19 protein-coding genes are annotated in these 23264 nt (G+C 61.9%); 12 read left to right on the top strand and 7 right to left on the bottom strand.

All coding sequences use genetic code 11. The annotated features are described in order from the left end of the window. Window positions 1-3: 3 nt before the first annotated feature. The 4 genes from IHQ71_RS19960 to IHQ71_RS19975 all read right to left on the bottom strand — a co-directional run bounded on the left by IHQ71_RS19960 (window position 4) and on the right by IHQ71_RS19975 (window position 5105). Window positions 4-945 carry a sugar-binding transcriptional regulator gene (locus tag IHQ71_RS19960; protein WP_258158186.1) on the bottom strand — a complete coding sequence of 314 codons (942 nt, stop codon included), beginning with the start codon at window positions 943-945 and terminating at the stop codon, window positions 4-6. A 79-nt stretch (window positions 946-1024) separates the two neighbouring features. Then, entirely contained in the window at window positions 1025-1957 is a 933-nt protein-coding gene (locus IHQ71_RS19965; RefSeq protein ID WP_258158187.1) for a sugar phosphate isomerase/epimerase, read from the bottom strand. Window positions 1958-1969: 12 nt separating this feature from the next. Beyond that, window positions 1970-3481 carry a glycerol-3-phosphate dehydrogenase gene (locus IHQ71_RS19970; protein ID WP_258158188.1) on the bottom strand — a complete coding sequence of 504 codons (1512 nt, stop codon included), beginning with the start codon at window positions 3479-3481 and terminating at the stop codon, window positions 1970-1972. A 1-nt stretch (window position 3482) separates the two neighbouring features. Continuing rightward, window positions 3483-5105: an FGGY-family carbohydrate kinase gene (locus IHQ71_RS19975; protein ID WP_258158189.1), complete on the bottom strand. Its 1623-nt coding sequence runs from the start codon at window positions 5103-5105 to the stop codon at window positions 3483-3485. A gap of 988 nt (window positions 5106-6093) precedes the next feature. Between IHQ71_RS19975 and IHQ71_RS19980 the strand changes: the two genes are divergently transcribed. From IHQ71_RS19980 to IHQ71_RS20035, 12 genes are all read left to right on the top strand, one after another. Beyond that, a complete protein-coding gene (locus IHQ71_RS19980) occupies window positions 6094-6750 on the top strand; it encodes a DUF2291 domain-containing protein (protein ID WP_374989888.1) in 657 nt (218 codons plus the stop codon). Next, window positions 6747-8282, top strand: a complete 1536-nt coding sequence (locus tag IHQ71_RS19985) for a sugar ABC transporter ATP-binding protein (RefSeq protein WP_258158190.1) — start codon at window positions 6747-6749, stop codon at window positions 8280-8282. Before IHQ71_RS19980 ends, IHQ71_RS19985 begins: the two co-directional genes overlap by 4 nt. Before the next feature lie 21 nt (window positions 8283-8303). Next, window positions 8304-9350, top strand: a complete 1047-nt coding sequence (locus tag IHQ71_RS19990; protein ID WP_258158191.1) for an ABC transporter permease — start codon at window positions 8304-8306, stop codon at window positions 9348-9350. Window positions 9351-9434: 84 nt separating this feature from the next. After that, window positions 9435-10382: a D-ribose ABC transporter substrate-binding protein gene (locus tag IHQ71_RS19995; RefSeq protein WP_258158192.1), complete on the top strand. Its 948-nt coding sequence runs from the start codon at window positions 9435-9437 to the stop codon at window positions 10380-10382. Between the two features lie 126 nt (window positions 10383-10508). Then, window positions 10509-11372 (top strand): DeoR/GlpR family DNA-binding transcription regulator, encoded by an 864-nt coding sequence (locus IHQ71_RS20000; protein WP_374989889.1) that lies wholly within the window; start codon window positions 10509-10511, stop codon window positions 11370-11372. 106 nt (window positions 11373-11478) lie between these two features. Then, window positions 11479-13008 (top strand): FGGY-family carbohydrate kinase, encoded by a 1530-nt coding sequence (locus IHQ71_RS20005; RefSeq protein WP_258158193.1) that lies wholly within the window; start codon window positions 11479-11481, stop codon window positions 13006-13008. Continuing rightward, the gene (locus IHQ71_RS20010) at window positions 13005-13778 is read left to right on the top strand and encodes a DeoR/GlpR family DNA-binding transcription regulator (RefSeq protein ID WP_258158194.1); all 774 of its coding nucleotides are present in this window, start codon (window positions 13005-13007) and stop codon (window positions 13776-13778) included. Before IHQ71_RS20005 ends, IHQ71_RS20010 begins: the two co-directional genes overlap by 4 nt. Beyond that, entirely contained in the window at window positions 13775-15490 is a 1716-nt protein-coding gene (locus IHQ71_RS20015) for a glycerol-3-phosphate dehydrogenase/oxidase (RefSeq protein WP_258158195.1), read from the top strand. The genes IHQ71_RS20010 and IHQ71_RS20015 overlap by 4 nt, the downstream gene beginning before the upstream one ends. A gap of 151 nt (window positions 15491-15641) precedes the next feature. Next, window positions 15642-17330 (top strand): autotransporter domain-containing protein, encoded by a 1689-nt coding sequence (locus IHQ71_RS20020; RefSeq protein ID WP_258158196.1) that lies wholly within the window; start codon window positions 15642-15644, stop codon window positions 17328-17330. Between the two features lie 52 nt (window positions 17331-17382). Next, complete coding sequence (locus IHQ71_RS20025; protein ID WP_258158197.1) at window positions 17383-17529, top strand: hypothetical protein; 147 nt, start codon at window positions 17383-17385, stop codon at window positions 17527-17529. Between the two features lie 124 nt (window positions 17530-17653). Continuing rightward, a complete protein-coding gene (locus IHQ71_RS20030; RefSeq protein WP_258158198.1) occupies window positions 17654-18118 on the top strand; it encodes an SRPBCC domain-containing protein in 465 nt (154 codons plus the stop codon). A 98-nt stretch (window positions 18119-18216) separates the two neighbouring features. Beyond that, entirely contained in the window at window positions 18217-19278 is a 1062-nt protein-coding gene (locus IHQ71_RS20035; protein WP_258158199.1) for an adenylate/guanylate cyclase domain-containing protein, read from the top strand. Between the two features lie 32 nt (window positions 19279-19310). On the opposite strand, the gene IHQ71_RS20040 is transcribed toward IHQ71_RS20035, so the two are convergent. From IHQ71_RS20040 to IHQ71_RS20050, 3 genes are all read right to left on the bottom strand, one after another. Continuing rightward, a complete protein-coding gene (locus IHQ71_RS20040) occupies window positions 19311-19688 on the bottom strand; it encodes a VOC family protein (RefSeq protein ID WP_258158200.1) in 378 nt (125 codons plus the stop codon). A 53-nt stretch (window positions 19689-19741) separates the two neighbouring features. Further along, a complete protein-coding gene (locus tag IHQ71_RS20045; protein WP_258158201.1) occupies window positions 19742-22162 on the bottom strand; it encodes an FAD-dependent oxidoreductase in 2421 nt (806 codons plus the stop codon). 152 nt (window positions 22163-22314) lie between these two features. Continuing rightward, window positions 22315-23244 carry a LysR substrate-binding domain-containing protein gene (locus IHQ71_RS20050; RefSeq protein ID WP_258158202.1) on the bottom strand — a complete coding sequence of 310 codons (930 nt, stop codon included), beginning with the start codon at window positions 23242-23244 and terminating at the stop codon, window positions 22315-22317. Window positions 23245-23264: the final 20 nt, after the last annotated feature.

A 23264-nucleotide genomic window follows, 5' to 3' on the forward strand; every position in this document is an offset into this window, starting at 1 on the left:
CTGTCAGCCCTCGCGCAGGATTGAATGCGCCGTCCGGTCGTCGGTGATCAGGCCGGTCAGATGCCGGCTCGCCAGCACAGCCTTGATCGCCGCAACCTTATCGGGACCGCCGGCCACGGCGACGATGTTGTCCTTTTCCCTGCCATGGAAAGACACCGCCAATGTCCGGGCGGTGAGCGTCGTCTCCAGAAGCCGGCCATGACCATCGAAGAAGTGGCCGAGAAGTTCGCCGACGCCACCACCGGCGGAGATCGCCTTGATCTCCTTCGGCTCGATCATACCGGATGAGACGAGCTGCGCATCGGCCTCCACAGTGCCGATGCCGACAACCTTGAGATCGGCATTGTTGGCCAAGTCGAACACCTCTTTCACGCCGCGCTGCGCGAGCAACACCTGTCTATCTTCCGCAGTGTTGGCGAAGAAAGGCACGGGCATCACATGCGCCTGCGCGCCGGTCTTCTCGGCGATGCGATGCATGACGTCATGCGGGTTGGCGGTATAATTTCGGGTCAACCCGCCCAGCAGCGAGACGAACCGAAGGCCATTCGACGTAATGCGCGGCAATTGCTGCACGGCAGCAGCCAACGTCCGCCCGTGGCCAAGGCCGATCACCGAATGCTCCCCACGCTCGATCTCGCGCCGGAGATAACGTGCACCGGCATAACCGAGCGCCCGCAGCGGCAGACCCTCTTCGCCGAGATCGGGCGCCACCTCGCAATGTTCCAGCCCGAAGCGGCTGGCGAGCTCGGCTTCGAGCTTGACGCATTCGACGATGTCACCCTCGATCGTCACCTTGACCACACCATCAGCGACGGCGCGCGCGATCAGCCGATGCGCCTTGACCGAGGGCAAGCCGAGCCGCTTGGCGACAGCCGACTGAGTCAGGCCGCCGACATAATGGAGCCAAGCCGCCCTGATGGCGAGAGATTCGTCTTCGTTCTGCATTCAGACACTCATCACATCAGTGTACCAGCTTGATCAAGTCGCTTATGTCGTTATCGTCACGGCGTTGCAATCGCCCACGTCAAATATTCAAGTCTCGCCCGCCAGTATCGATATGCGGCGCCCAGAAGGCGACGCTTTCGGCGATTTGGGCAATGACCTGGCGATCGTTGGGCTCGCGCTCTTTGAAAGAAAGTTCGAGGCATATCTCGTTGTTATCAGCGCCACCCTCGGCAAAAGCCTTTAGCAGCGGTTCGGGCTGGATGCGGCCCCGGGCGTTAAATTCGGCGGTGAACGGGCGATGCCCGCCCTTGTCCATCAGGCTCTGCTTGATGTGGATAATGGGCGAAACATCGGGCACCGCGCGCGCCCAGGCATAGGGATCGAAATCATCGGGATTGGCGGAGGTTACGTCGCCGTGGTCGATGTCGGCCATCATCCACATCGGGATTGCCATGTGAGCGGCGGTCAGGCGATCTTGAAGCCGCATGCACTCGGAAATCGTCTCGCCGAATTCGCGGCCGACGCTCATCGGTTCCCAGAAGACGTATAAGAGGCCCGCCGCCTTCGCATGTTCCGCAACCTCCGCCCAGCATTCGATGGCGATCTGGATCAGCGCCTCGCGCCGCTTGACGTCGTCATAATCCTTGTAGGTGAAGATCGCAAACTGGGTACCAACCGAGGTGCCGCCGAGATCGGCCGTGATGTCGGCGAAGGTCTTGAGCCAGTCGACATAGTAGCGCCGCACCTCCGCATCCGGATGCCCGAAATGGTTGAGGCGTCCATAGGGGCCGGTCATGCCGGATGTCACCCGCACGCCGGTCCGTCCGAGCGCCGCCGCCATGTCCCGCGTCAGCCGTCGGATGACATTGGCCGGCCAGCTGGGATTGATGAATTCGTGGGTCAGTTGCAGGTCGCGGATCTTGATATCCCGCGCAACGGTCTCGATCAGGTCGGCCGGTTCGGCAAAGCGGTTCACCAGCGGATTGGTGTTGAGCGACAAGGTCAGCGGCATGGGCTCGTTTCCTCAGGCCGCCTGGGCCAGTTCGTTGTTGAACCACGCTTCGAACGCCGTCTTCTGTTCCGCACTCAGATGCAGCCCCTGCTTCGTCCTGCGGCGCAGGACATCCTCTGATGTCTGCGCCCATTCGTTCGCCACGAGATAGCGCACCTCGGCTTCATAAAGCTCGGCGCCGAAATGGCGGCCTAGCCCGGCAAGCGAGGCGGCACCGGCAACCAGCCGCGCGGTCCGCGCGCCATAAAGCCGGCCGTAGTGGTGGATCAACGCTCGCGGCATCCAGGGATAATCGCGTCTGAGCTTTTCGGTGAACAGCACATAATCAGCATTCTCGATCTCGCCGCCCGGCAGCGTGGCACTCCTCGTCCAGTCTCCGCCCATGCCGGGGAAGAATTTCGCGATCCGCTGGATCGCATGTTCCGAGAGCTTGCGGAAAGTGGTGATCTTGCCGCCGAAAACATTGAGCAGCGGCGCGCCGCCGGTCTCGTCGAGATCGAAGACATAGTCGCGCGTCACAGCCGAGGGATTGCCCTTGCCATCGTCGAACAGCGGCCGCACGCCGGAAAAACTTTCGAGCACATCGCTGCGGCGCAGCTTTTCCTTGAAGTAGCGGTTCACCGCCGCGATCAGATATTCGATCTCGCTCTCGTCGGCCTTCACCTCTTCGGGCCGGCCTTCATAGGGAATGTCGGTGGTGCCGATCAGCGCCTTGTCGCCCTCATAGGGGTTGATGAAGATCACCCGCTTGTCGTGATTCTGCACCAGATAGGCCTGCTGGCCCTCCCAGAATTTCGGCACGATGATATGGCTGCCCTTGACGAGCCGCACGTTGCGGCGGCTGTTGGAGCCCGCCACCCGGCCGACGATATCATTGACCCATGGGCCACCCGCATTGACGACGACCTTGGCCCGCACCGAGCGGACTTCGCCGGTCCGCTCGTCGCGCATCTGCACCGTCCAGGCACCATTCTCCCGCCGGGCGCTGGTGCAGGCGGTTCGCGTCAGCACGGTGGCGCCCTTTTCCCTAGCGTCGAGCGCATTGAGCAGCACAAGCCGCGCGTCATCGACCCAGCAATCGGAATATTCGAAACCCTTGGCATATTTGTCCATGATAGGCGCGCCTTCGGGGTCGCGGCGCAGGTCGAGCGTGCGGGTGCCGGGCAGCCGCTTGCGGCCGCCGAGATGGTCGTAGAGAAACAGGCCGAGCCGCACCAGCCAGGCCGGGCGATCCTCGGGGCTGTGCGGCAGCACGAACCGCATCGGCCAGATGATGTGGCTTGCCGAGTTGAGTAGCACTTCGCGCTCGATCAGCGCCTCGCGCACCAACCGGAATTCGTAATATTCGAGATAGCGCAGGCCGCCATGAACGAGCTTGCCGGAGCGCGACGACGTGCCCTCGGCGAGATCACCTTTCTCGCAGAGGATCACCGAAAGTCCCCGGCCTGCAGCATCGCGCGCGATGCCCGCGCCGTTGATACCGCCGCCGATCACGAAGAGATCGATCATCTCGGATTCACTCATCTCATACTCCCCCGGGCGCCGGCACCGCGTCTCGTGTCGTGCCGCCGCCCGGCTGTGTTGTATTCGTAGCAAGGTGCTGCCGGGCGAGATCATCCCACACCGGCGCAAGCGCCTTGCGGGCCTTCACATAGGCCGGGAACATCGCGTCATAGCGGCGCGCCAGTTCCGCATCCGGCGCCTCGGCCTCGCCGAGCAGCGGCGTCACCCAGTCCTTGATGCAATCGTCCATCGACTTGTAGGCGCCGATCGCCACCGCGGCCATCATCGCGGCACCACCGGCACCCGCCTCTTCGCGGCTGGAAACGCGGATCGGCGCATTGACCGACGCTCCCAGCACCGCGCGCAGCGATTTCGATCGAGCAGCCCCGCCCGTCAGTCGCAGTTCGGCCGGCAGCGGACCCATGGCAGCGTAGCAATCACGCGTCGCCATGCCGAGCCCTTCGACCACCGCACGCACCATATCGGCAAAGCCGTGCCGGCTCGAAAGGCCGATGAAGCCAGCGCGCGCATCGGCATTGACGAAGGGACCGCGCTCGCCCGCTTCCGAGATATAAGGATGGTAAAGCAGCGCGCCGGGCCGGCTCTTGGTCAACCAGCCATCGATGCGCGCGACGAGATCGGCATGGCCGACATCATGTCCAAGCTCGGACATCAGGTCGGCTGCGATCTTCAATATCCAGTCGATATTGAGCGTCGCGCTCATATTCGTCTGGACCTGGGTCACCATGTCGGGCACCGGCAGCGCGATTACATAGCCCGTGCGCTCGCTGTTGAGATGCACGTCACCGGCACGTTTGGCCACCATATGCACGCCGGTCGAGCCGACGGTCGAACAGGCCGCATTGCCCGAACCTGTCCACACGCCCGCACCGAGCGCCGTCATCACCATGTCGACATAGCCGAGACAGACCGGCGTGCCCGCCAGAAGTCCAGTCGAGTCGGCAGCGGCTGGCGACAGCGGGTGTGTGACCTCGGTGCCTTCGACGATCGTGGGAAGCAGATGGCGCCGGTGACGCAGGCCCAGTGCCTCGATTACCGCATCGTCATATTGGCGCGTCCTGAAATTGCCGAAGGTGAAGCTAGCCTCCGAGGGATCGGTCGCCCGCACATCAGTGAGGTTGAGATAGAGCCAGTCCTTGCAGTGAAGCGCGACTTCGGCACGCTCCAGCAATTCCGGGCTCGTACCATCCATATGCGCCATCTGCGCGCCCTGCTGGCAGGTATTGAGGCCGGTACCGGTCGCCTCGAACCGTGGGCGATCGCTTGTTTGCGCGCTGAGCCGCCGCACAGTGGGCGCCGCGCGCGCGTCGAGCCACAGCCAGGCGTCGCCTACCGGCTTGTTGCCCTGGCCGACCAACCATGTGCCATCACCCTGTCCGGTGACCGCGATAGCGGCGGTACGTGCGGCCAGCCCTTCGACTCGCGAACCCAGCTTCTGCAGAGCGAAAACGCAATCCAACCAGGTCTGGTCAAGCGATTGCGAGGCCGACCCGTCGTCGCCCGTCACGTAATTGTTGCGAGCAGACGCACAGGCGATTTGCCGGCCGGACAGATCAAAGGCTACGGCCTTGATCACCGACGTGCCGGCATCGATACCAATGATAATATCGCTGCGGTCAACCATGACTGCACGGTCCCGATGCTGGGCAAACAGCGATGCCTGTTTCCAATCTCATCCTCTCCTCCCAACCCCTTCGCGCTGCGATCCCTAGGCATATCTGGGGAGCAAGCAAGGCGCTTGCCGCCGAGCGCCAATTCAACCGCAATCCGTAGCGCGCGAGCCGCGCCAGATGGAACGGCGCTCAAGATATCACCATGGGATATCCTAACCTAGTTTATCTCACAAAGATATCACCTCTGTCGAAAAATTTTTCTGCAAAAGAATTTTTTTTCACCAAAGATTGATACTCTGAATGGGTGAGAGAACATGTGGAGCACCTTTGATGGTTGCGCCAATCGACGGCTCACTCGAAAGCCCACAGCGGTCCCCCGCCCGGGTGATCTGATGGCGTCATCACCTCGAAAAACCGCTCATCGCCAAGCAGAGTTCGAATAAATGCTAACAATTTCAATACAATCTGAAAACATGTGGGATCTTCACGCCAATCGACGAAAACCCATCAAGCTCCTCGAACCAACGACCATCTTGCACCAGAATGGCATGTCAAATCGACCATCTACGGCTTCTAAACGGGCCGGATTTTGGCTCATGGCGGATCGCTCCAACGAAAACCGACCGATTGACAGGCCAGAACTTTTATATCATGCTTCAGGAAATTGATAACATAGCGCTATCACAAAGCAGATACCTCTTTGTGAGATAGCAAGTGCGCAGAGCTGGCGGGAGGAAACGGCCGGTTCAAGCGAACGCGGAAGATGGAGGAGACCATGATCATGCTTTTTATGGCAATTGCTCGTGCGCAATCGCGGCTGCCGGCGCCATCGCGTTCATGGCAACACACTTCTCATTCCCTCGCGAATTCTCAGATCGCCAGCCTCCCAAGCGGTGACATTGCACTGGTCCGCTCCTGATGGAGCGGGCCGGTGTCTCCTGACGCTTGTTTTCGAAACCAAATGCCTCGCTGCAACGATCACGTCCAAGGCCGCCCAACATGAGCACAGTGACCGAACCAAAACCGCAAGCGCCCGCCATGTTGACCCGGCGGACGATGATCATCGGCGCCCTTGCCGTGGTGGTGGTCGCCGCCATCGCGCTCGACACGAAGGTTGTTCAGATCGGCTCCGAGCATGATGTCCGCAAGGCCGCGTTTTCGCCCGAGACATATGGCGTCGCGGAATATCCGAAGGCGAAAGCCAGCATCGAGGAACGGGCCGTGCCCGCCGCCGAGCTTGCCACCGCGATCACCGCCAGCAAGGCTGAGGCGGGCAAGAAATACGGCATCGCGACCAGCACGGGGCCGGTCATCCCGGTCACTTTCAAGGGCGTCGTCGGCGAGAAAAAGGCCAATACCCACACGATCACAGTCGAAGGCCTGCCCGAGGGACTGCAGGTCAGGGTTCAAACGGGGCCTGCGATCAACGGCACCGATCTCCGCGATGCGACCGGCACCATCGAGTTCGGTCAGTTCAAGAACCAGATCGAGTATCAGGATGCCGGCTCCGCGCTCAACAACGAGGTGAAGAAGCAGGTCCTCGCGCCCATCGACATGGCGACACTGACCGGCAAAACCGTGACCGTCGTCGGCGTGTTCAAGCTCATCAATCCCAAGAGCTGGCTGGTGACGCCGGTAAGGCTGGAAGTCCAATGATGACGGCGGCGCCATCCAGTGGGGAAGTCGTGCTGGCCGCGCGCAACATCGCCAAATTATACGGCAGCATCCATGCCCTCAAGGGCGTGAATTTCGATATCCATCGCGGACAGGTGACGACTCTGTTCGGCGAGAACGGCGCCGGCAAATCGACACTGATGAAGATCCTGTCGGGCGTCGTGCAGCCGACATCGGGCGAGATCATCCTCGATGGCGAGCCGGTGAGTTTCTCTTCCTCCTCCCATGCACGAGATCGTGGCATCTCGATCATCCACCAGGAACTCAGCCTCGCGCCCAATCTCAGTGTCCGCGACAACATCTTTATGGGCCGCGAGATCATGACCGCGACCGGCGTCAACTTCGCCGAGGAGGAGCGTCAGACCCGGGCGCTGATGCAGGAACTCGAAGAGGATATCGACCCGCTCACGCCGGTCGAGGAGCTTCGCCTCGGCCAGCAGCAGATCGTCGAAATCGCCCGCGCGCTGTCGGTCAATTCCCGCATCCTGATCATGGATGAGCCGACATCGGCGCTGAGCGCGTCGGAAGTCGAGGTACTCTTCAAGGTCATCCGCGACCTCACCGGGCGTGGCGTCTCGATCGTCTATATCTCGCATCACCTGGAAGAAGCGCTGCAGATCACCAATCACGCCGTGGTGCTGCGCGACGGTGCGATGACGGCCTACGCCGAGCGTGGGGATATCGATCTCGAATGGATCGTCCGCAACATGGTGGGCGATAATTTCGACCTCGGCTCGCCGCCGACGGACCACAAGATCGGTGAGACCGTGCTCACGATCGAAAATCTCAGCGTCGCCGATCCCGCCGGTGCCGGATATTCCTTGGTCGACCGCATGTCGATCAATCTCAAGGCCGGTGAGATCATCTGCATCTACGGGCTGATGGGCGCCGGCCGGACCGAACTGCTCGAATGCGTGGCCGGCCGGTTGGCCTCGTCGGGCGGAAGGGTTCTGCTGTACGGAGACGACGTCTCGAACCTCAGCATCGCCGATCGCATTGCCTTGGGCCTGGTGCTCGTTCCCGAAGATCGCCAGCGCGACGGCCTGGTGCAGACCATGACCGTCGGCAACAACCTTTCGCTCGCCAGCATTGGCGCCTTCACCAAGGGGCTGTTCACCTCCAGGAGCGCCGAGCAATCGATCGTCACCGATTCCATCCGCAGAGTTCACATCAAGACCGATGGCGGAGCTGCCGCGATCGGCTCCCTTTCCGGCGGCAACCAGCAGAAGGTCGTGATCGGCAAGATGCTGGCAACCGACCCGAAGGTCATCCTGCTCGACGAACCGAGCCGCGGCATCGATGTCGGCGCCAAGGCCGAGGTCTTCAGGCTGCTCGCCGAACGGGCGAAGCAGGGTCTCGCAGTGATCTACTCGACCTCCGAGGTCGGCGAGTGCCTGAGCATCGCGCATCGGATCATCGTCATGCGGCGCGGCAAGATTTCCGCCGAGTTCGGTTCGGATGTCACCAAGGAAAAGATCATGGCTGCCTCGGGCGAAGCCGTGGTCGCGCACTAAAGGTTCTATGGAGCACTGATTATGTCCGTCTCGAACACGTCGGCGAAAGCAGCGGCAGCGGGGGCAAAGCGCAACCTCAATATCGTGCATCTCTTGCTGGAGGGCCGTGCCTTCTTCGCGTTGATTGCGATCATTGTCGTGTTCTCCTTTCTGTCGCCCTATTATCTCAGCGTCGATAACTTCCTGATCATGGCCTCGCATGTGGCGATCTACGGCCTGCTCGCCATCGGCATGCTGCTCGTCATCCTCAATGGCGGCATCGACCTCTCGGTCGGCTCTACGCTCGGTCTTTGCGGTGTGATCGCCGGTTTCCTGATGAAAGGCGTCACGCTCGATTATTTCGGCGTCGTGCTTTATCCGCCGGTCTGGGCTGTCGTGGTGATCACCTGCGCGCTCGGCGCCCTGGTCGGCGCGGTCAACGGCGTGCTGATCGCTTACTTGAGGGTTCCGGCCTTCGTGGCGACGCTCGGCGTACTCTATGTGGCGCGCGGCGTGGCACTGCTGATGACCAACGGCCTGACCTACAACAATCTCGAAGGTAGGCCCGAACTCGGCAATACCGGCTTCGACTGGCTCGGCTTCAACCGCTTGTTCGGCGTGCCGATCGGGGTGCTGGTCCTCGGCGTGCTCGCCATTGCCTGCGGCCTGATGCTCAGCCGGTCGGCATTCGGGCGCTGGCTCTATGCCTCGGGCGGCAACGAGCGTGCGGCGGAGCTTTCGGGCGTGCCGGTCAAGCGCGTCAAGATCACCGTCTATGTCCTCTCCGGCATCTCAGCCGCAATCGCTGGCCTCGTCCTGTCCTCCCAGTTGACGTCGGCCGGTCCTACGGCCGGCACCACCTATGAACTGACGGCCATCGCGGCCGTGGTCATCGGTGGTGCCGCGCTGACGGGCGGACGCGGCACGATCGGCGGCACGATGCTTGGGGCCTTCGTCATCGGCTTCCTGTCCGACGGCCTCGTCATCATTGGCGTGTCTTCCTACTGGCAAACCGTTTTCACCGGCGCGGTCATCGTGCTCGCCGTCCTCCTCAACTCCATTCAGTACGGCCGCCCGAAAAAGACATGAGGCCGGCATTCGAACTTCTCCGCCAACGCGGAAAGCACCGCCGGGCGTCCGGCACCACTAAACTCATCAAGGGAGAGCAGAGAAATGTTTAAGAGAGGTTTGCGTGTTCTGATGGCCGCCGCGGCTGCCACGACACTGTTCGCCAGCGCTGCCTGGGCCGATGGCCTGATCACCATCATCGTCACCGATCCGGCGAACCCCTATTGGTTCACCGAAGGCGAAGTGGCCAAGGCAACCGCCGAGAAGCTCGGCTATACCGCGACCGTCGGCGCCCACAAGGGCGACACCAACACCGAAAGCAACATGATCGATACCGCGATCACCAACAAGTCGGTGGCGATCATCCTCGATCCGGCCAATGCGGATGGCTCCATCGGCGCGGTGAAGAAGGCCGTCGCCGCCAACATCCCGGTTTTCCTCGTCAATGCCGAGATCAACCAGGAAGGACTCGCCAAGGCGCAGCTCGTTTCCAACAACGCCCAGGGTGCAGCCCTCGGCGCCACTCAGTGGGTCGAAAGCGTTGGCGACAAGGGCAAGTATGCGGAGCTGTTCGGCAACCCGGCCGACAACAATGCCGCAACGCGTTCGAACGGCTACGAGACGGTGCTCACGCAGTATCCGGACCTCGTGAAAGCCGCCAAGGAAGTCGCCGATTGGGATCGCACCAAGGGCCACGACAAGATGCAGTCCATGCTGCAGGCCAACCCTGACATCATCGGCGTGATCTCGGGCAATGACGAAATGGCGCTCGGCGCGATCGCCGCACTCAAGGAAGCCGGCAAGCTCGAAGGCATCAAGGTCGGCGGCTTCGATGGTTCCCCCGATGCCGTGGAGGCCATCAAGGCTGGCGAGATGCAGTACACCGTTCTGCAGCCGGTGGCCGTGTTCTCGGCCGAAGCCGTCCGCCAGGCCGACAACTTCATCAAGACGGGCAAGACAGGCGCCGACACTGAGAAGCAGCTTTTCGATTGCCTGCTGATCACCAAGGACAATATCGACAAGTACACGGCTCCCTTCGTTCTTTCGGAGTAAGCCAGACGTGAAGGCGCCGGAAACGGCGCCTTCACCACTTTCTACAGTCTCATTTCCGGAAACGCTCTTGTCCTGTATCGGCCTTTTGCTACAGAGGCTTAGGGCCTGACCCTAGTCGATCAAACAATGGATGGCAGAGACGTGACGAACAAGGCAGCAGTCGGTCAGCTCATGTCGGAGCAGCTTCCCAGCGACAGCAGGCATGCCCGCCAGCTGGTGCGCCGGCAGTTGATCGCCGAAGCCGTGATGTCCGAGGGCTCGATGCGGATCGAAGACCTGACCGCCCGCTTCGGCATCAGCCTGATGACGGCGCACAGGGATGTCGATGAGTTGGTCAGCCGAGGGCTGTTCCGCAAGACGCGCGGCATCGTCACCGCCGCTCCCACCAGCCTGATCGAATCGAGCGACGTCTATCGCTCCACGCGCCAATCCGCCGAGAAGAAGGCTATCGCCGAAGCTGCGATGCAGTTCATCGAGCCCGGACAGGCGATCTTCTTCGATGACTCAACGACCGTGCTGCAGATGGCGGCGTTGCTGCCCGCCAAGGTTCCGCTGACGGCGATCACCAATTCGCTCAATCTCATGAATGCGCTGCGCGAAATCCGCGACCTGACGATCCTCGGACTCGGTGGGCATTTCTACAATTGGTGCAATGCCTTCATGGGCCGCATGACGACGAACGAGATCATGCGGCTGCGCGCCGACACGGTGTTCATGTCGATGTCCGCCATCATCGATGACACGGTGTTTCACCAGTCGCCGGAGATGGTGGAGACCAAACGCGCGATGTTCGATTGCGCCGCCAGGCGCATTCTGCTTGCCGACCACACCAAGTTCGAACGCCGGGCGCTTCATAGCTTCGCGGCACTCACCGAGTTCGACATCGTGATCGTCGATGATGGCACGCCAATCATCCATCTCGAGCGCATGCGTTCCAAGGGCATCAAGGTCGTAGTCGCCCGCACCGAGCGACTGACCGGCGTGGGTTGACCGTCAGGCCTTATCCGCGACAGTTTCTTTTGTAACATGCATTGCCGTTAATATCACATTTTGATATGTGCATTTTATATCGATCGCTCATATCTGGATCTCCCCCATGCCAAGCCTTCTCGGCATCGACAACGGGTTGACTGTCACCAAGGCGGTGGTGTTCGACATCGACGGCACGCCGCTCTCCGTCGCCAGGCGACGGGTGCCGCAATTGATGCCCCAGCCGCGCCATGTCGAGCGCGATATGGACGGGCTTTGGCTGGCAACGGCCGAGGCGATAGCTGAAGCGATCGCCGGTAGTCGCAGGCCCGCCAATGATGTCGTCGCAATCGCCGCCACCGCACACGGCGACGGGATCTATCTACTCGACGCTGACGAACGACCGCTTGGGCCCGGCATCCTCTCGCTCGACAGCCGCGCGGGCACCATCGCCGACGATTGGGCTGCCGGGCTCGTTGCCCAACAGGCGCTCGCGCTGACCGGCCAGATGCCGCACACCTCGGCACCCTCGGCCCTGCTCGCATGGATCAAAATCCATGAACCCGAACGCTATGCCCGCATCGCCCATATCCTGAGCTGCAAGGACTGGCTCCGCTATTGCCTCACGGGCGCGATCGGGACCGACCGCACCGAAGCCAGCACGTCTTTCACATCGGTCGCCGACCAGACCTTCTCCATCGACGCGATGCGGCTGTTCGGACTGGAGAAACTTTACAGCGCACTCCCCGCCGTCGCCGGCTCGGCGGAAATCGTGGGGCTTGTCAGCGCCGCCGCAGCCAAACTGACCGGCCTCACCGAGGGCACGCCCGTCGCCGCGGGCCTCCATGATGTCACGGCTTCGGCGCTCGGCATCGGCGGCCACAAGCCCGGCGTGGTCGCGATCGTGGCCGGCACCTATTCGATCAATGAGGTTGTTTCCGACCGGCCCAAGGTCGATCCCAGATGGTTCTGCCGCAACGCCATCGAGCCCGGCCAGTGGAACAACATGGCAATCTCGCCGGCATCGGCGGCAAATTACGACTGGTTCCTCGACACGCTCTGCCAGGCAGAACACCAGAAAGCGGAGGCGTCGGGCCAGTCCGTTCATGCCTTGCTTGGCCCCGAAATCGACGCCGCCCTTACCCGGCCATCGACGGCGATATTCCATCCCTATCTGTTCGGTTCGCCGTACGGTTCCGCCGCTAGCGCGAGCTTTCTCGGCCTACGCGGATGGCAGGACAGGGGCGATATGCTGCGCGCCGTGCTGGAAGGCATCGCCTTCAATCACCGCGTCCACATCGATGCGCTGCGTGACGGCTTCGATGTGAGGGAGGCACGACTGACCGGCGGCGCCTCGCGCAACCCCGCCTTCGCGCAGATGTTCGCCGACATATTGGCAATGCCGGTAACGGTCACGGCGACCGAGGAGGCAGCGGCCTGGGGCGCAGCGCTCTGTGCCGGCGCCGGCATCAGCATTTTCGCCAGCCCGAACGACGATCCGCGCAATCTGGACGGGATGCAGCAGACATATCGGCCCGACACCGACCGCAGCACCGCCTATCAAACCCGCTACGAACTCTTTCGCGATATCGCTAACGCCCTCCAGCCGCTCTGGCCGAGGATCGACGGATTGACGATCGAGGGAGACGCCCCATGAAGATCGACAACCGCCTCGATGAAATCGCCAATTACGTGATCGAGAAGGGTGAGGTGCGCATCGATGAACTCGTCACGTATTTCAACGTCTCCCGCATGACGATCCACCGCCATATCGACCGCCTCGCGCAGCAGGGCGTGATCCGCAAGCTGCACGGCGCGGTCAGCGCCCAGCCCTCGGGCATCTATGAAAGCCTGTTCCGCTACCGTGAGACTGTCGCAACAGCAGAGAAGGCAGCGTTGGCACAGGCCGCACTCGACTATATCTCCGGCGGCGAGGTGATCGTGCTCGACGACTCCTCGACAGTCAACGCGCTGGCACCACTTCTGCCGGAAGCCGCACCGCTGACGGTTGTCACCAATTCGGTACCCGCGCTGGCGATGCTGCGGGATGTCGATGGCATCGACCTGATCTGCACCGGCGGCCAGTATCACCGCACCTACAATGCCTATATCGGCCACAACTGCCTCAACACGATCGCGCGGCTACGGGCCGATGTCTTTATCTGCTCGGCCTCGGCGGTCAGCGGCACGACGGCCTTCATCCAGGACCAGCAGGTGGTGAGCGTGAAGCAGGCGATGATGGCCTCGGCGAGCAAGCGCATCCTGCTCGTCGATCACACTAAGTTTGGCAAGGTCGCGCTCCATGTGTTCGACGATCTGACCGCTTTCGACGCAGTTCTCGTCGATGACCGCTTGCCCCCGGCCGACACCCAGCGCCTGAGGGATGCCGGCGTGCGGCTGCACGTCATCAGGACGGCAAGGAAATGACCGGTAGACTGGCAGACGACATGAACAATCGCATCGCCCGCATCTCGCAGGAGGGCGTTGACGTCTTGATCCTCGGTGCCGGCGTCAATGGCGCCGGACTGTTCCGCGATCTCTGCGAACAGGGCGTCAATTGCCTCATCGTGGACAAGTATGATTTCGGCTCCGGCACCAGTGCCGCCCCGTCACGGCTGATCCATGGCGGGCTGAAATATCTCGAGACGGGGGAATTCGGTCTGGTGGCGCAATCGACGCTGGAGCGGAACCTACTGCTTCGAAACGCGCCGCACTGCGTCGAGCCGCTGCCGACGCTGATCCCGATCTTCTCTTGGACGCGCGGCATATGGGCTGCACTGCGCACCCTGATGGGATCGACCCGAGCACCCCGCAGCCGGGGCGCAGTGCTGATCAAGATCGGCCTGGCACTCTATGATTTCTACGGCTCCCGCAGCCGGGTCATGCCGCGCCACAGCCTCGTCGGCAAGACCCGTGCATTGCGCGACCTGCCGGTGCTGACCAAGAAGATCGTCGCGGCCGGCACCTACTACGATGCCAAGATCAGCCGTCCGGAGCGGCTGGTCTACGAACTGGTGCGTGATGGCCTCGATGCCAACCCGCGATCGTCCGCCGCCAATTTCGCCACGCTTACCTCCGCCGTCGAGGGCGCGGTGACGTTCCAGCAGTCGGACGGAAAACACTTTTCGGTCTGGCCGAAGATCGTCATCAACGCCGCCGGACCCTGGATCGATCGTGTCAATGCAACGCTGGGCGTCGAAACCCGGCTGATCGGCGGCACCAAGGGATCGCACATCCTTCTCGATCACGACGAACTGATCCGCAGCCTGAACGGCAGGATGATCTATTTCGAGGCCGATGACGGACGCATCTGCCTGGTCTTCGACTATCTCGGTCGCGCGCTGGTCGGTTCCACCGACATTCCAGCCGACGATCCGGAGAATATCCGCTGCGAGGATTGGGAGATCGACTATTTCCTCGACAGCCTGCGCTCGCTGCTGCCGGGGCTTCGGTTCAGCCGCGACCAGATCGTCTACACCTATAGCGGCATCCGACCGCTGCCAGCATCGAATGCCGCCGAGCCCGGATTGATCAGCCGGGATCACAGTGCGCCTGCGATCGAACCAGTTCAAAGCCGCCCCTTCCCGATCATCTCGCTGGTCGGCGGCAAGTGGACGACTTTTCGCGGCTTTGCCGAAGAGGTCGCCGATACCGTGCTTTCGCGACTCGGCCGCCGCAGGCTAACATCGACCCAGGCACTTGCGATCGGCGGCGGCAAGGCCTTCCCGGGAGATTCCGCCGCCCGCGCCCGCTGGATCGCGGATAAAGCGGCCAAGCATGACGTGCCACGGCAGCGCGCGGAAGAACTTCTCTCCCGCTACGGCACGACGGCGGAAGCTGTGATGGCGCACAACTCGGACTGGCACGACGGCGACCGGCTCCCAGATACGACGAGCTACAGTCTCGTCGAGATCGACTGGATCACGCGTAATGAACTGGTCGTCCATCTCGCCGATATCGCCATGCGGCGGACGACGCTGGCGATCAATGGCAGGCTGACAGCCGCTGATATCGATGCCATCGCCGATGTCGCCGCCGGAGCGCTGGGATGGGACGATACCCGCCGGGGTCAGGAGGTTTCATCGCTCAAGGCCATGCTGGTGGGGGATCACGGCCTAACGTTCGCGAGGGGCGCGTAACGCCGGCGAAGCCGCTGTCCGGAACCTTGCGCGCCCTGCCCGATCATTCATCCTGCGTCACATGAGGATACACGATGCTGAAATGGGCATTCACTATTGATTCTCGGCCGATGTTCACTGACGCAAGTCCATATGCAACATGGGGCACGCAATGCAGGCTACACGTGCATTCCGGTCGTTTTTGCTGCGTCTTGCGACAATCAATCAACGACCGGCCCCCGTTTCGGCGCCAAGGCACTTTCACTTCGTTCAGCAAGCATCCAAGTATGCCACCTGTGGCGCGCTCCAACACCTGCGGTCATCAAGAGCCATATTCGTCGGCGCGGCGATAACCGCGCTATATTGTTTGCCGGGCGCCGGGGAAGCATTCGCCGGGAACTGCGATTCGCGGGGTGGCCTCGCCTATCTTGGGAACGTAAAGGGCGGAACGCGCTCTGTGTGGCTATCCGGAACCACTGCCGGGGTCTTTGGCCTCGAATCGGCCCAGGGCGGCCAAACCGTCGACAACTGGACCAAGGATACGCGTGGCCTACACCTTTCGCTTTCCCCATTCGTTTCGAACGGAAATGGAGGAATACACAAGCTTTACGATCTCTCGGGCAAAAAACCTTGCCTGCTCGATACGCAAAACCAGAAACGTGCGCTTATTCCACCGGACTTCACGTTTCCCGAGGGGCGTCCGGATAACCACCTGCCACGCGTATTTCCCGACTTCGCATTGCCCGAAGGTCGTCCCGACAACGATCTGCCGCGCGTCATCGACCTGCCCGAGGGACGTCCGGACAACGACCTGCCGATCATCCCGCCGGGTTGGCCCGACGGAACTCCGGACACGGATGATACCTACCAGCCCGATCGCTCGGCAATCAAAGGGGCGCGCGTGAGGCCAGTTCGCACGACGCGGGATTGTGTCGACCCGCGCTCGGTCGATGCAAATCAAAAGCGCGAACAGCCGATATGCCGGGAACTTGTTCCCGAGGAAGCCGCAAGCCGGCTCTCGCAAGTGCCGCTGACGCCTGGCCGTGATCTGCCTGCGCCGTCACCGTGGAATTTCTGGTGGGATACACAATTCACCGACATATCCGACGACCGTCACGGACGCGACAGCGACACGCTTGCCCGCTCGCTGACCATTGGCCTCGATCGCCGGATAACCGACAATTTCGTCCTCGGCATGTCCCTTGCATTGGAAGACAGTTCGACAGGCTCGTTCAACGAAACGCTGAATATCGATACCGAGGGATTCAGCGTCGGGCCGTATGCGGCCTACCGCCTTTCGAAGCACTGGGCCGTCGACGCATCCCTGACCTACGGGAGGTACAGCAATGACGTGAACCTGAGCGTACTCGACGGCAATTACGATTCGGAGAAGTTTTCCGGATCAGTCACGCTCCAAGGGCAATACCAGTATGGCGAATATTTCTTCCGCCCCAGGACAACCGTCAACTTCTCCCACGTCGAGAGCGACAGCTACGACCTCTCGGGCCGCCTGCTCAATCTGCCCGTCAGCCTGTCACTTCCGGGAGATAGCTTTAACTATGGTGTCCTTGATCTGGCCACCGAGGTCAGCCGGTACGTCCGCTTGCCGGGCGGCAAGCCGATTGTCGTGTTTGGGGAGCTTGGCGCTCATTACGAATTCGAACGCCCAGGTGGCGGCAAGATCCTGACTGCCGATCTATCCGAGGTAACGACTTCTCCCTGGACGTTTTCAGCCCGCTCGGGATTCCGGACCCTGCTCAAGGACAACCTCCAGATCGAGGCAACAGTCGGATACCTGAGCCTCGGCCAAGCAAACCTTGATGTCTGGGAAGGAAAACTGCGCGTCTCGTGGGCTTTCTGAGGCGGGTGGACAAACTGGCAAACTGGCCTGCCGAACTGGAGCACTACCAGGGTTGAGCCGGATCGCCGAGCCCGGCCTGATCAGCCGCGATCACAGCGCGCCAGCGATGGAACCAGTTCAGAACCGACCTTTCCCGATCATCTCGCTGGTCGGCGGCAAATGGACGACCTTCCGGGGCTTTGCGGAAGAGGGGTCTTGATAGTCGGGCGTCGCGACAACATGTTAGATTAGGCACGCTTGCATGTCATGTTGGCGCGCGTCTCCGGCAAGACTGGACATGTCCAACTATCCTTCGCCTCCTGCGAGGCTCGCCAAAAGCAGAAGTGGGAAAGTCTGATGGAAGAGCACTTTTTGTCCGCCGCGAGGCACACATTCCAGCGCCGCCGGCCTCGGTATTTGCCCTCCTGACCGATCCTGAGAAGATTCTACGCTGGATGGGAACCGAGGCGCAGATCGAGCCGCAGCCCGGCGGACTCTATCTGGTCAACGTCACCGGCGCGCGCTTCGCCCGGGGCTCGTTTCGGGAAGTGGTGCCCGTGCATCGTCTGGCCTACAGCTTCGGTTGGGATGGCAGCGAGGTCGTGCCGCCTGGATCGAGCCTGGTCGAGATCGATCTGGCCGACGAGGCGCCGAACGGAACGCTGCTGCGCCTGACCCATACCGGCCTGCCCAATGCCGAGCAATGCGCAGGTCATAACGAAGGCTGGGCGCATTACATCAGCCGGCTGGCCGTGGCTGCTGCCGGCAAGGACCCAGGCCCGGACCCGATGGCCGGAAGGGTCGGCTGAGGAGTCGGTTCTCCGGACAGCCGGCGACATCTGTCAGGTGAGTGCGAATTCGCTCTCGACCGGATGACAGCCTGTGACGGTCATGCCATGATCCCGGCATGAACCTCTCCGCCCCCCTCGCCTGGCTGGTGGACCATGCCGGCGCATCACCGAGCCCCGAATCGTTCCTGGCCGAACTTGGCAGCCGGCTGCTGGCCGACGGCTTGCCCTTGGCCGGCGGGGCACTTACGCTCGCCGTGCCGCATCCGATCATCGCCAGCCGAACCTGGCTGTGGCGCGCTGAGACCGGCGCCGTCATCGAGGCACTGGATTTCCCCGGCAGTCCGCCCACGAAAGCCGGGCACGACTGGCTGGCCGGGCTTGGCCAGGTACAGGCGGATATGACGGGTCGTGCTCTTAACAGCCCGTTGCTCGGATGGGCCTGGGCCGGCGAGTTCAGTCCCGATGAGGCCGAGCGACTGCGTCAAGCGACACGCTTTGCAGCAGCACCGCTTGCCGCTTTGGCAGCGCGCGCGGCCCAGACTGCGCTCCTCGAAGCCTATCTCGGTCGGCGCACCGCCGCCCGTGTGCAGGCCGGGGGAATGCATCGCGGCACCGGCGAGACAATCCGGGCAGCACTGCTTTGCACCGATCTGCGCGACTTCACCGCTCTATCAGAGGTGACCGAACCCGCAGCGATGATCGCTGCCCTCGACGCCTGGTTTGATCGCGTCGCTGGCGCGGTGCATGCCTTCGGCGGTGAGGTGCTGAAATTCATCGGCGATGGCGTGCTGGCTATTTTTCCGGTCACCAGCCCATCGGCGGCGGAAGCCTGTGACGCGGGGTTGCGCGCAATCGTTGCCGCGCGCGCCGGCATGACCCATCTGGACAAGACCCGCCAGGCACAGGGCCTGCCGCCCCTGCCCTTTGGTGCCGCATTGCATTTCGGCGAAATATTGTGGGGCAATATCGGCTCGGCTGACCGGCTGGATTTCACCGCGATCGGTCCGGCGGTGAATTTGGTCAGCCGGCTCGAAGGCCTGTGCCGGCCGCTTGGCCGCAGCGTGCTCATATCCGGCGCGGTCGCGGCGGAGACGACAACGACTTTGGTGTCCTTGGGCGAACACACACTGCGCGGCATCGCCGCTCCCTGCGCAGTCTTCACGCTACCCGGAGATTGAGCCCGAGCGAACGTTCGATCGGCAACTCGAAGTCAGAGGCGATTGCTCACCTCGACGAGGTTCAAGTCCGGATCTCGAAAGTAGACTGAAAGTATCCTGCCGACCGCCCCTGCCTTCTCGGCCGGACCTTCGACAATCTCGACATCGTTTGATCGAAGCTGCTCGACTACCTCGGCGATCGGCGTGTTCGTCAACACGCAGAAATTCCCACTTCCCGGCACGGTGCGTTTCGCAAGATCCGGAGACGACTGCACATCCTGAAGGCTGATCTTGTTTGATCCAAAATGCAGGGACCATTTACCCGGCCGCTCCTCACGGCGCCGCATTCCGAGAACGCGCTCGTAGAATTCAAGCGTTTCCGCGACGTTCTTGACGCAGAGAACAATGTGGTCGAAGCCGAGTATGTTCATGTCTCGACACTATGTTCATGATGCGACCGCTTCAAGGCCGGCTCAGCCAGATCTCATGCCCTGAGCCGCACGCCATCCGCATCGAATGGCGGCCTTTCCAATATGGTTGCTTCATGCGGCCGGCCGAGGATGGCGACGCTGACCTTGTCGCCAGGCTTGGCGGTGCCAGCCTTGATGTAGCAAAGCGCCAGCGACATATCGACGGAATAGCCATAGGCGCCCGACGATACCTGTCCGATTGGCGTGCCATCGGGAAGGAAGATCGGTTCACCGCCGGTCGCATCGGCATCCACGGCTTCGATCGATACGATGGCAAGCTTCTGGCGCGGCGCTTCCGATGCGACTTTCAGATAAGCGTCCTTGTTGAGGAAATCGCCCTTCTCGAGCTTGATCAAGCGATCCAGTCCGCTTTCCTGCGGCCAGTATTCCGGCGAATATTCGCGGCTCCAGCTGCCGTAGCCCTTCTCGATACGCAGCGACATCAGCGCGCGCGAGCCAACCGGACCGGCGCCGAGTTCACTGCCGGCATTGAGCAGGGCATCATAAAGCTCCTCCTGTTTGGTGGCATCGCAATAGAGTTCCCAACCGAGATCGCCGGTGAACGAGACGCGAAGCGCCACGACGTCGATGCCCGCAACCACCATCCGCCGCGAGCGCATGAACGGGAACGCCACGTTCGACAGGTCCTCGTTGGTGAGCCGCGACAGCAGTTCCCTCGATTTCGGCCCGGCGACATTGAAGGCACACATGCTCTCCGTGAGTGACTTGAAATCCGTATTCTCAGGCAGCGGCACGGCCATGAAGAAACGCTGATGGAAACGCTCGGCCATGCCCGATCCGAAGATCATGAAATCGCCTTCGCCGAGCTTCGTCACGGTGAAGTCGCCAGCGACGCCACCGCGCTTGCCAATCAGCGGGGTGAGGCAGGAGCGGCCGATCTCCGTCGGCATGCGATTGGCGAAGATGGCGTTCAGCCAGGCCTCGGCGCCCTCGCCCTTCACCGAGTATTTGGCGAAATTCGAGATATCGATGATACCGGCATGCTCACGCAGCATGCGGGCCTCGCGGCCCACCGGACCCCACCAGTTCTGCCTGGTGAAGCCGATCGATTCCTCGCGCGGCTCGCCGCCTTGCGCGAACCAAAGCGGATGCTCCCAGCCGAAGTTGAGGCCGAAGAGCGCACCCATCGCCTTCTGCTTTTCGTAAGCCGGGCGCACGCGCGCCGGCCGGCCGGCCGAACGTTCCTCGCTGGGAAAATGGATCTTGAAACGGTGGCTGTATTGGTCCTGCACCCGCGCCTTGGTGAAGGCCTTGCTGGCCCAATGGCCGAAGCGGGCCACGTCCCAGCCGAACATGTCGAGCGACGGCTCACCCTCGATCATCCATTCGGCGGCGAGCTTGCCCATGCCGCCCGATTGCGAGAAGCCGGGAATGATGCCGTTGCAGCAGAAGTAATTGTTAAGCTCCGGCACTGGCCCGAACAGGACAGCGCTGTCCGGCGACCAGATCATCGGGCCGTTGATGACGCGCTTGATGCCGGCGGTGCCGACAGCAGGCACGCGCCCGATCGCGCGCATCATGTTCTCCTCGATACGTTCGAGATCGTCGGGGAAGAGTTCGTGCCCGAAATTCTGCGGCGTGCCGTTCTCGGCCCAGAATTTCATGTTTCGCTCATAGGCTCCGATGAGGAGGCCAAGGCCTTCCTGGCGGAGATAATATTCGCCGTCACGATCCGCTACCGACGGCAATCGGCGACCAAGCGCCGCGATCTCGGGAATAGTCTCGGTGACGAAATACTGGTGTTCGGTCGGTATCAGCGGCAGTTCCAGCCCCGCCATGGCGGCCACTTCACGACCCCACAGCCCGGCGGCATTTACGACCCACTGCGTACGGATTTCGCCCTTGGGCGTCCGCACGATCCAACTGCCATCCGGCTGCGCCTCGGTGCCGATCACAGGCGTGAACCGATGGATTTCAGCACCTCGTTGGCGCGCACCGGCGGCATAGGCCATGGTGACGCCCGACGGATCGACATTGCCGCCCTCCGGTTCGTACATGATGCAGCGGATGCCATCGAAATCGACGAGCGGATGCAGGCGCTCCGCCTCGTCGCGCTGGATCTCGTAGAAATTCATCTTGTAGCGGCGGGCTTTGGCTTCCTGCAGCCGCAGCTGATGCTCGCGCGCTTCGGTCTGCGCCAGATAGAGCGAACCCGGCTGGAATATGCCGCAGCCCTGCCCCGTCTCCACTTCCAGCTCCTTGTAGAGCGACATCGTATAGTGCTGCAGCAGGCTGATATTGGTGGAGTCGTGCAGGCCATGGATGTTCGCCGCCGCATGCCACGTCGAACCGGATGTCAACTCATCGCGCTCCAGCAACACGACATCCGACCAGCCGAGCTTGGCCAGATGATAGAGAATCGAACAGCCGATGAGTCCGCCGCCGATGATGACGGCTTGAGCATGAGTGCGCATTGCGTTGCAGCCCCAGGAATGATGACCAAGTTTCAAATCGGCAATCCAGGCCGCCGACGGATGTCATCTTAGAGACAGGTCAAATCTTGGGAAAGCACCGGCACACATGGTTCTCGCCTCTGATGGCCAAATAAAACGATGCCATTGAGCCTTCAAAAATCAACGGTCGAATTCGCCCGGTCTGCTTGCGAGGACGGCGGCATGAAGCGTTCGGCCTCCGCCAGTATCCATTCCCGGACCTTCTTGACCACCGCGCCTTTGGAGACCTGGCTTTCCGAGAGATAGTAGTTCCAAGGGCTGGCGACATGGTTAGGGAACGGCTCCACCAGAAGCCCCCGCTCCATGTAGATGCGCGCGAGCGAGAGCGTGGTCACCAGGCATCCCGCACCGTTGGCGGCCAGTTCCAGCGCAATGTTGGTCGAGTTGGTCGACAGCCGTTTGTCGTTGACCGCGGCATCGATACCGAGCGCCGTCGCCATGTCCTGCCACAGTTCCTGGCGGCCATGCACCGCGATCCAGTTGGCCTTGAGAATGTCCTGGGGGGCCTTGAAAGCATCGGGACCGGAGACGAATTGCGGCGCGCAGAGCAGGGCCAAACGGTCCTCCCACAGCTGGAGGGCACCCTCGGGCTTGTTGTCATAGCGCCGGATGGAGATCACGAAATCGGCGATCTGCTCGGTCCTTTCCTCCCAGATCGTCCCATGCAGCAGGATTTCGACCTCGGGATTCTGCTTGCTGAAATTGGCGATGCAGCGAGAGAGCCAGTTCTCGGCCAAGCTGGTCGGGCAGGAAATCACCACAGTCCTGTTGCGCACCGCCGCCAGCACCGACTCGGTCGCGAAATCGATCTGGTTGAGCCCCTGCCGCAGGGTGGGGAGAAACGCCTCTCCCATTTCGGTGAGCTCGAGACTTCTTGGATAGCGGATGAACAGCTGGCGTCCGAGATACTGCTCGAGCGCACGCACATGGTTGCTGATCGCGGCCTGCGTATAGCCGAGTTCGTTGGCAGCCTCGGTGAAACTCAAATGCCGGGCTGAGCATTCGAACGAGCGGATGTAGTTGAGTGGCGGAGGTGGCTTCATGGTATCCCTCTTTACGAGAC

The sequence above is a fragment of the Rhizobium sp. TH2 genome (assembly GCF_024707525.1).
GTDB lineage: Bacteria > Pseudomonadota > Alphaproteobacteria > Rhizobiales > Rhizobiaceae > Rhizobium_E.

Bases quoted from the DNA above. Each gene is read 5' to 3' on its own strand.
- IHQ71_RS19980 (WP_374989888.1), top strand. From the start codon at position 6,094: ATGAGCACAGTGACCGAACCAAAACCGCAAGCGCCCGCCATGTTGACC.
- IHQ71_RS20050 (WP_258158202.1), bottom strand. From the start codon at position 23,244: ATGAAGCCACCTCCGCCACTCAACTACATCCGCTCGTTCGAATGCTCA.
- IHQ71_RS20005 (WP_258158193.1), top strand. From the start codon at position 11,479: ATGCCAAGCCTTCTCGGCATCGACAACGGGTTGACTGTCACCAAGGCG.
- IHQ71_RS19975 (WP_258158189.1), bottom strand. From the start codon at position 5,105: ATGGTTGACCGCAGCGATATTATCATTGGTATCGATGCCGGCACGTCG.
- IHQ71_RS19985 (WP_258158190.1), top strand. From the start codon at position 6,747: ATGATGACGGCGGCGCCATCCAGTGGGGAAGTCGTGCTGGCCGCGCGC.
- IHQ71_RS20045 (WP_258158201.1), bottom strand. From the start codon at position 22,162: ATGCGCACTCATGCTCAAGCCGTCATCATCGGCGGCGGACTCATCGGC.
- IHQ71_RS20000 (WP_374989889.1), top strand. From the start codon at position 10,509: ATGGATGGCAGAGACGTGACGAACAAGGCAGCAGTCGGTCAGCTCATG.
- IHQ71_RS19990 (WP_258158191.1), top strand. From the start codon at position 8,304: ATGTCCGTCTCGAACACGTCGGCGAAAGCAGCGGCAGCGGGGGCAAAG.
- IHQ71_RS20040 (WP_258158200.1), bottom strand. From the start codon at position 19,688: ATGAACATACTCGGCTTCGACCACATTGTTCTCTGCGTCAAGAACGTC.
- IHQ71_RS19995 (WP_258158192.1), top strand. From the start codon at position 9,435: ATGTTTAAGAGAGGTTTGCGTGTTCTGATGGCCGCCGCGGCTGCCACG.
- IHQ71_RS19970 (WP_258158188.1), bottom strand. From the start codon at position 3,481: ATGAGTGAATCCGAGATGATCGATCTCTTCGTGATCGGCGGCGGTATC.
- IHQ71_RS20010 (WP_258158194.1), top strand. From the start codon at position 13,005: ATGAAGATCGACAACCGCCTCGATGAAATCGCCAATTACGTGATCGAG.
- IHQ71_RS19965 (WP_258158187.1), bottom strand. From the start codon at position 1,957: ATGCCGCTGACCTTGTCGCTCAACACCAATCCGCTGGTGAACCGCTTT.
- IHQ71_RS20020 (WP_258158196.1), top strand. From the start codon at position 15,642: ATGCAGGCTACACGTGCATTCCGGTCGTTTTTGCTGCGTCTTGCGACA.
- IHQ71_RS19960 (WP_258158186.1), bottom strand. From the start codon at position 945: ATGCAGAACGAAGACGAATCTCTCGCCATCAGGGCGGCTTGGCTCCAT.
- IHQ71_RS20035 (WP_258158199.1), top strand. From the start codon at position 18,217: ATGAACCTCTCCGCCCCCCTCGCCTGGCTGGTGGACCATGCCGGCGCA.
- IHQ71_RS20015 (WP_258158195.1), top strand. From the start codon at position 13,775: ATGACCGGTAGACTGGCAGACGACATGAACAATCGCATCGCCCGCATC.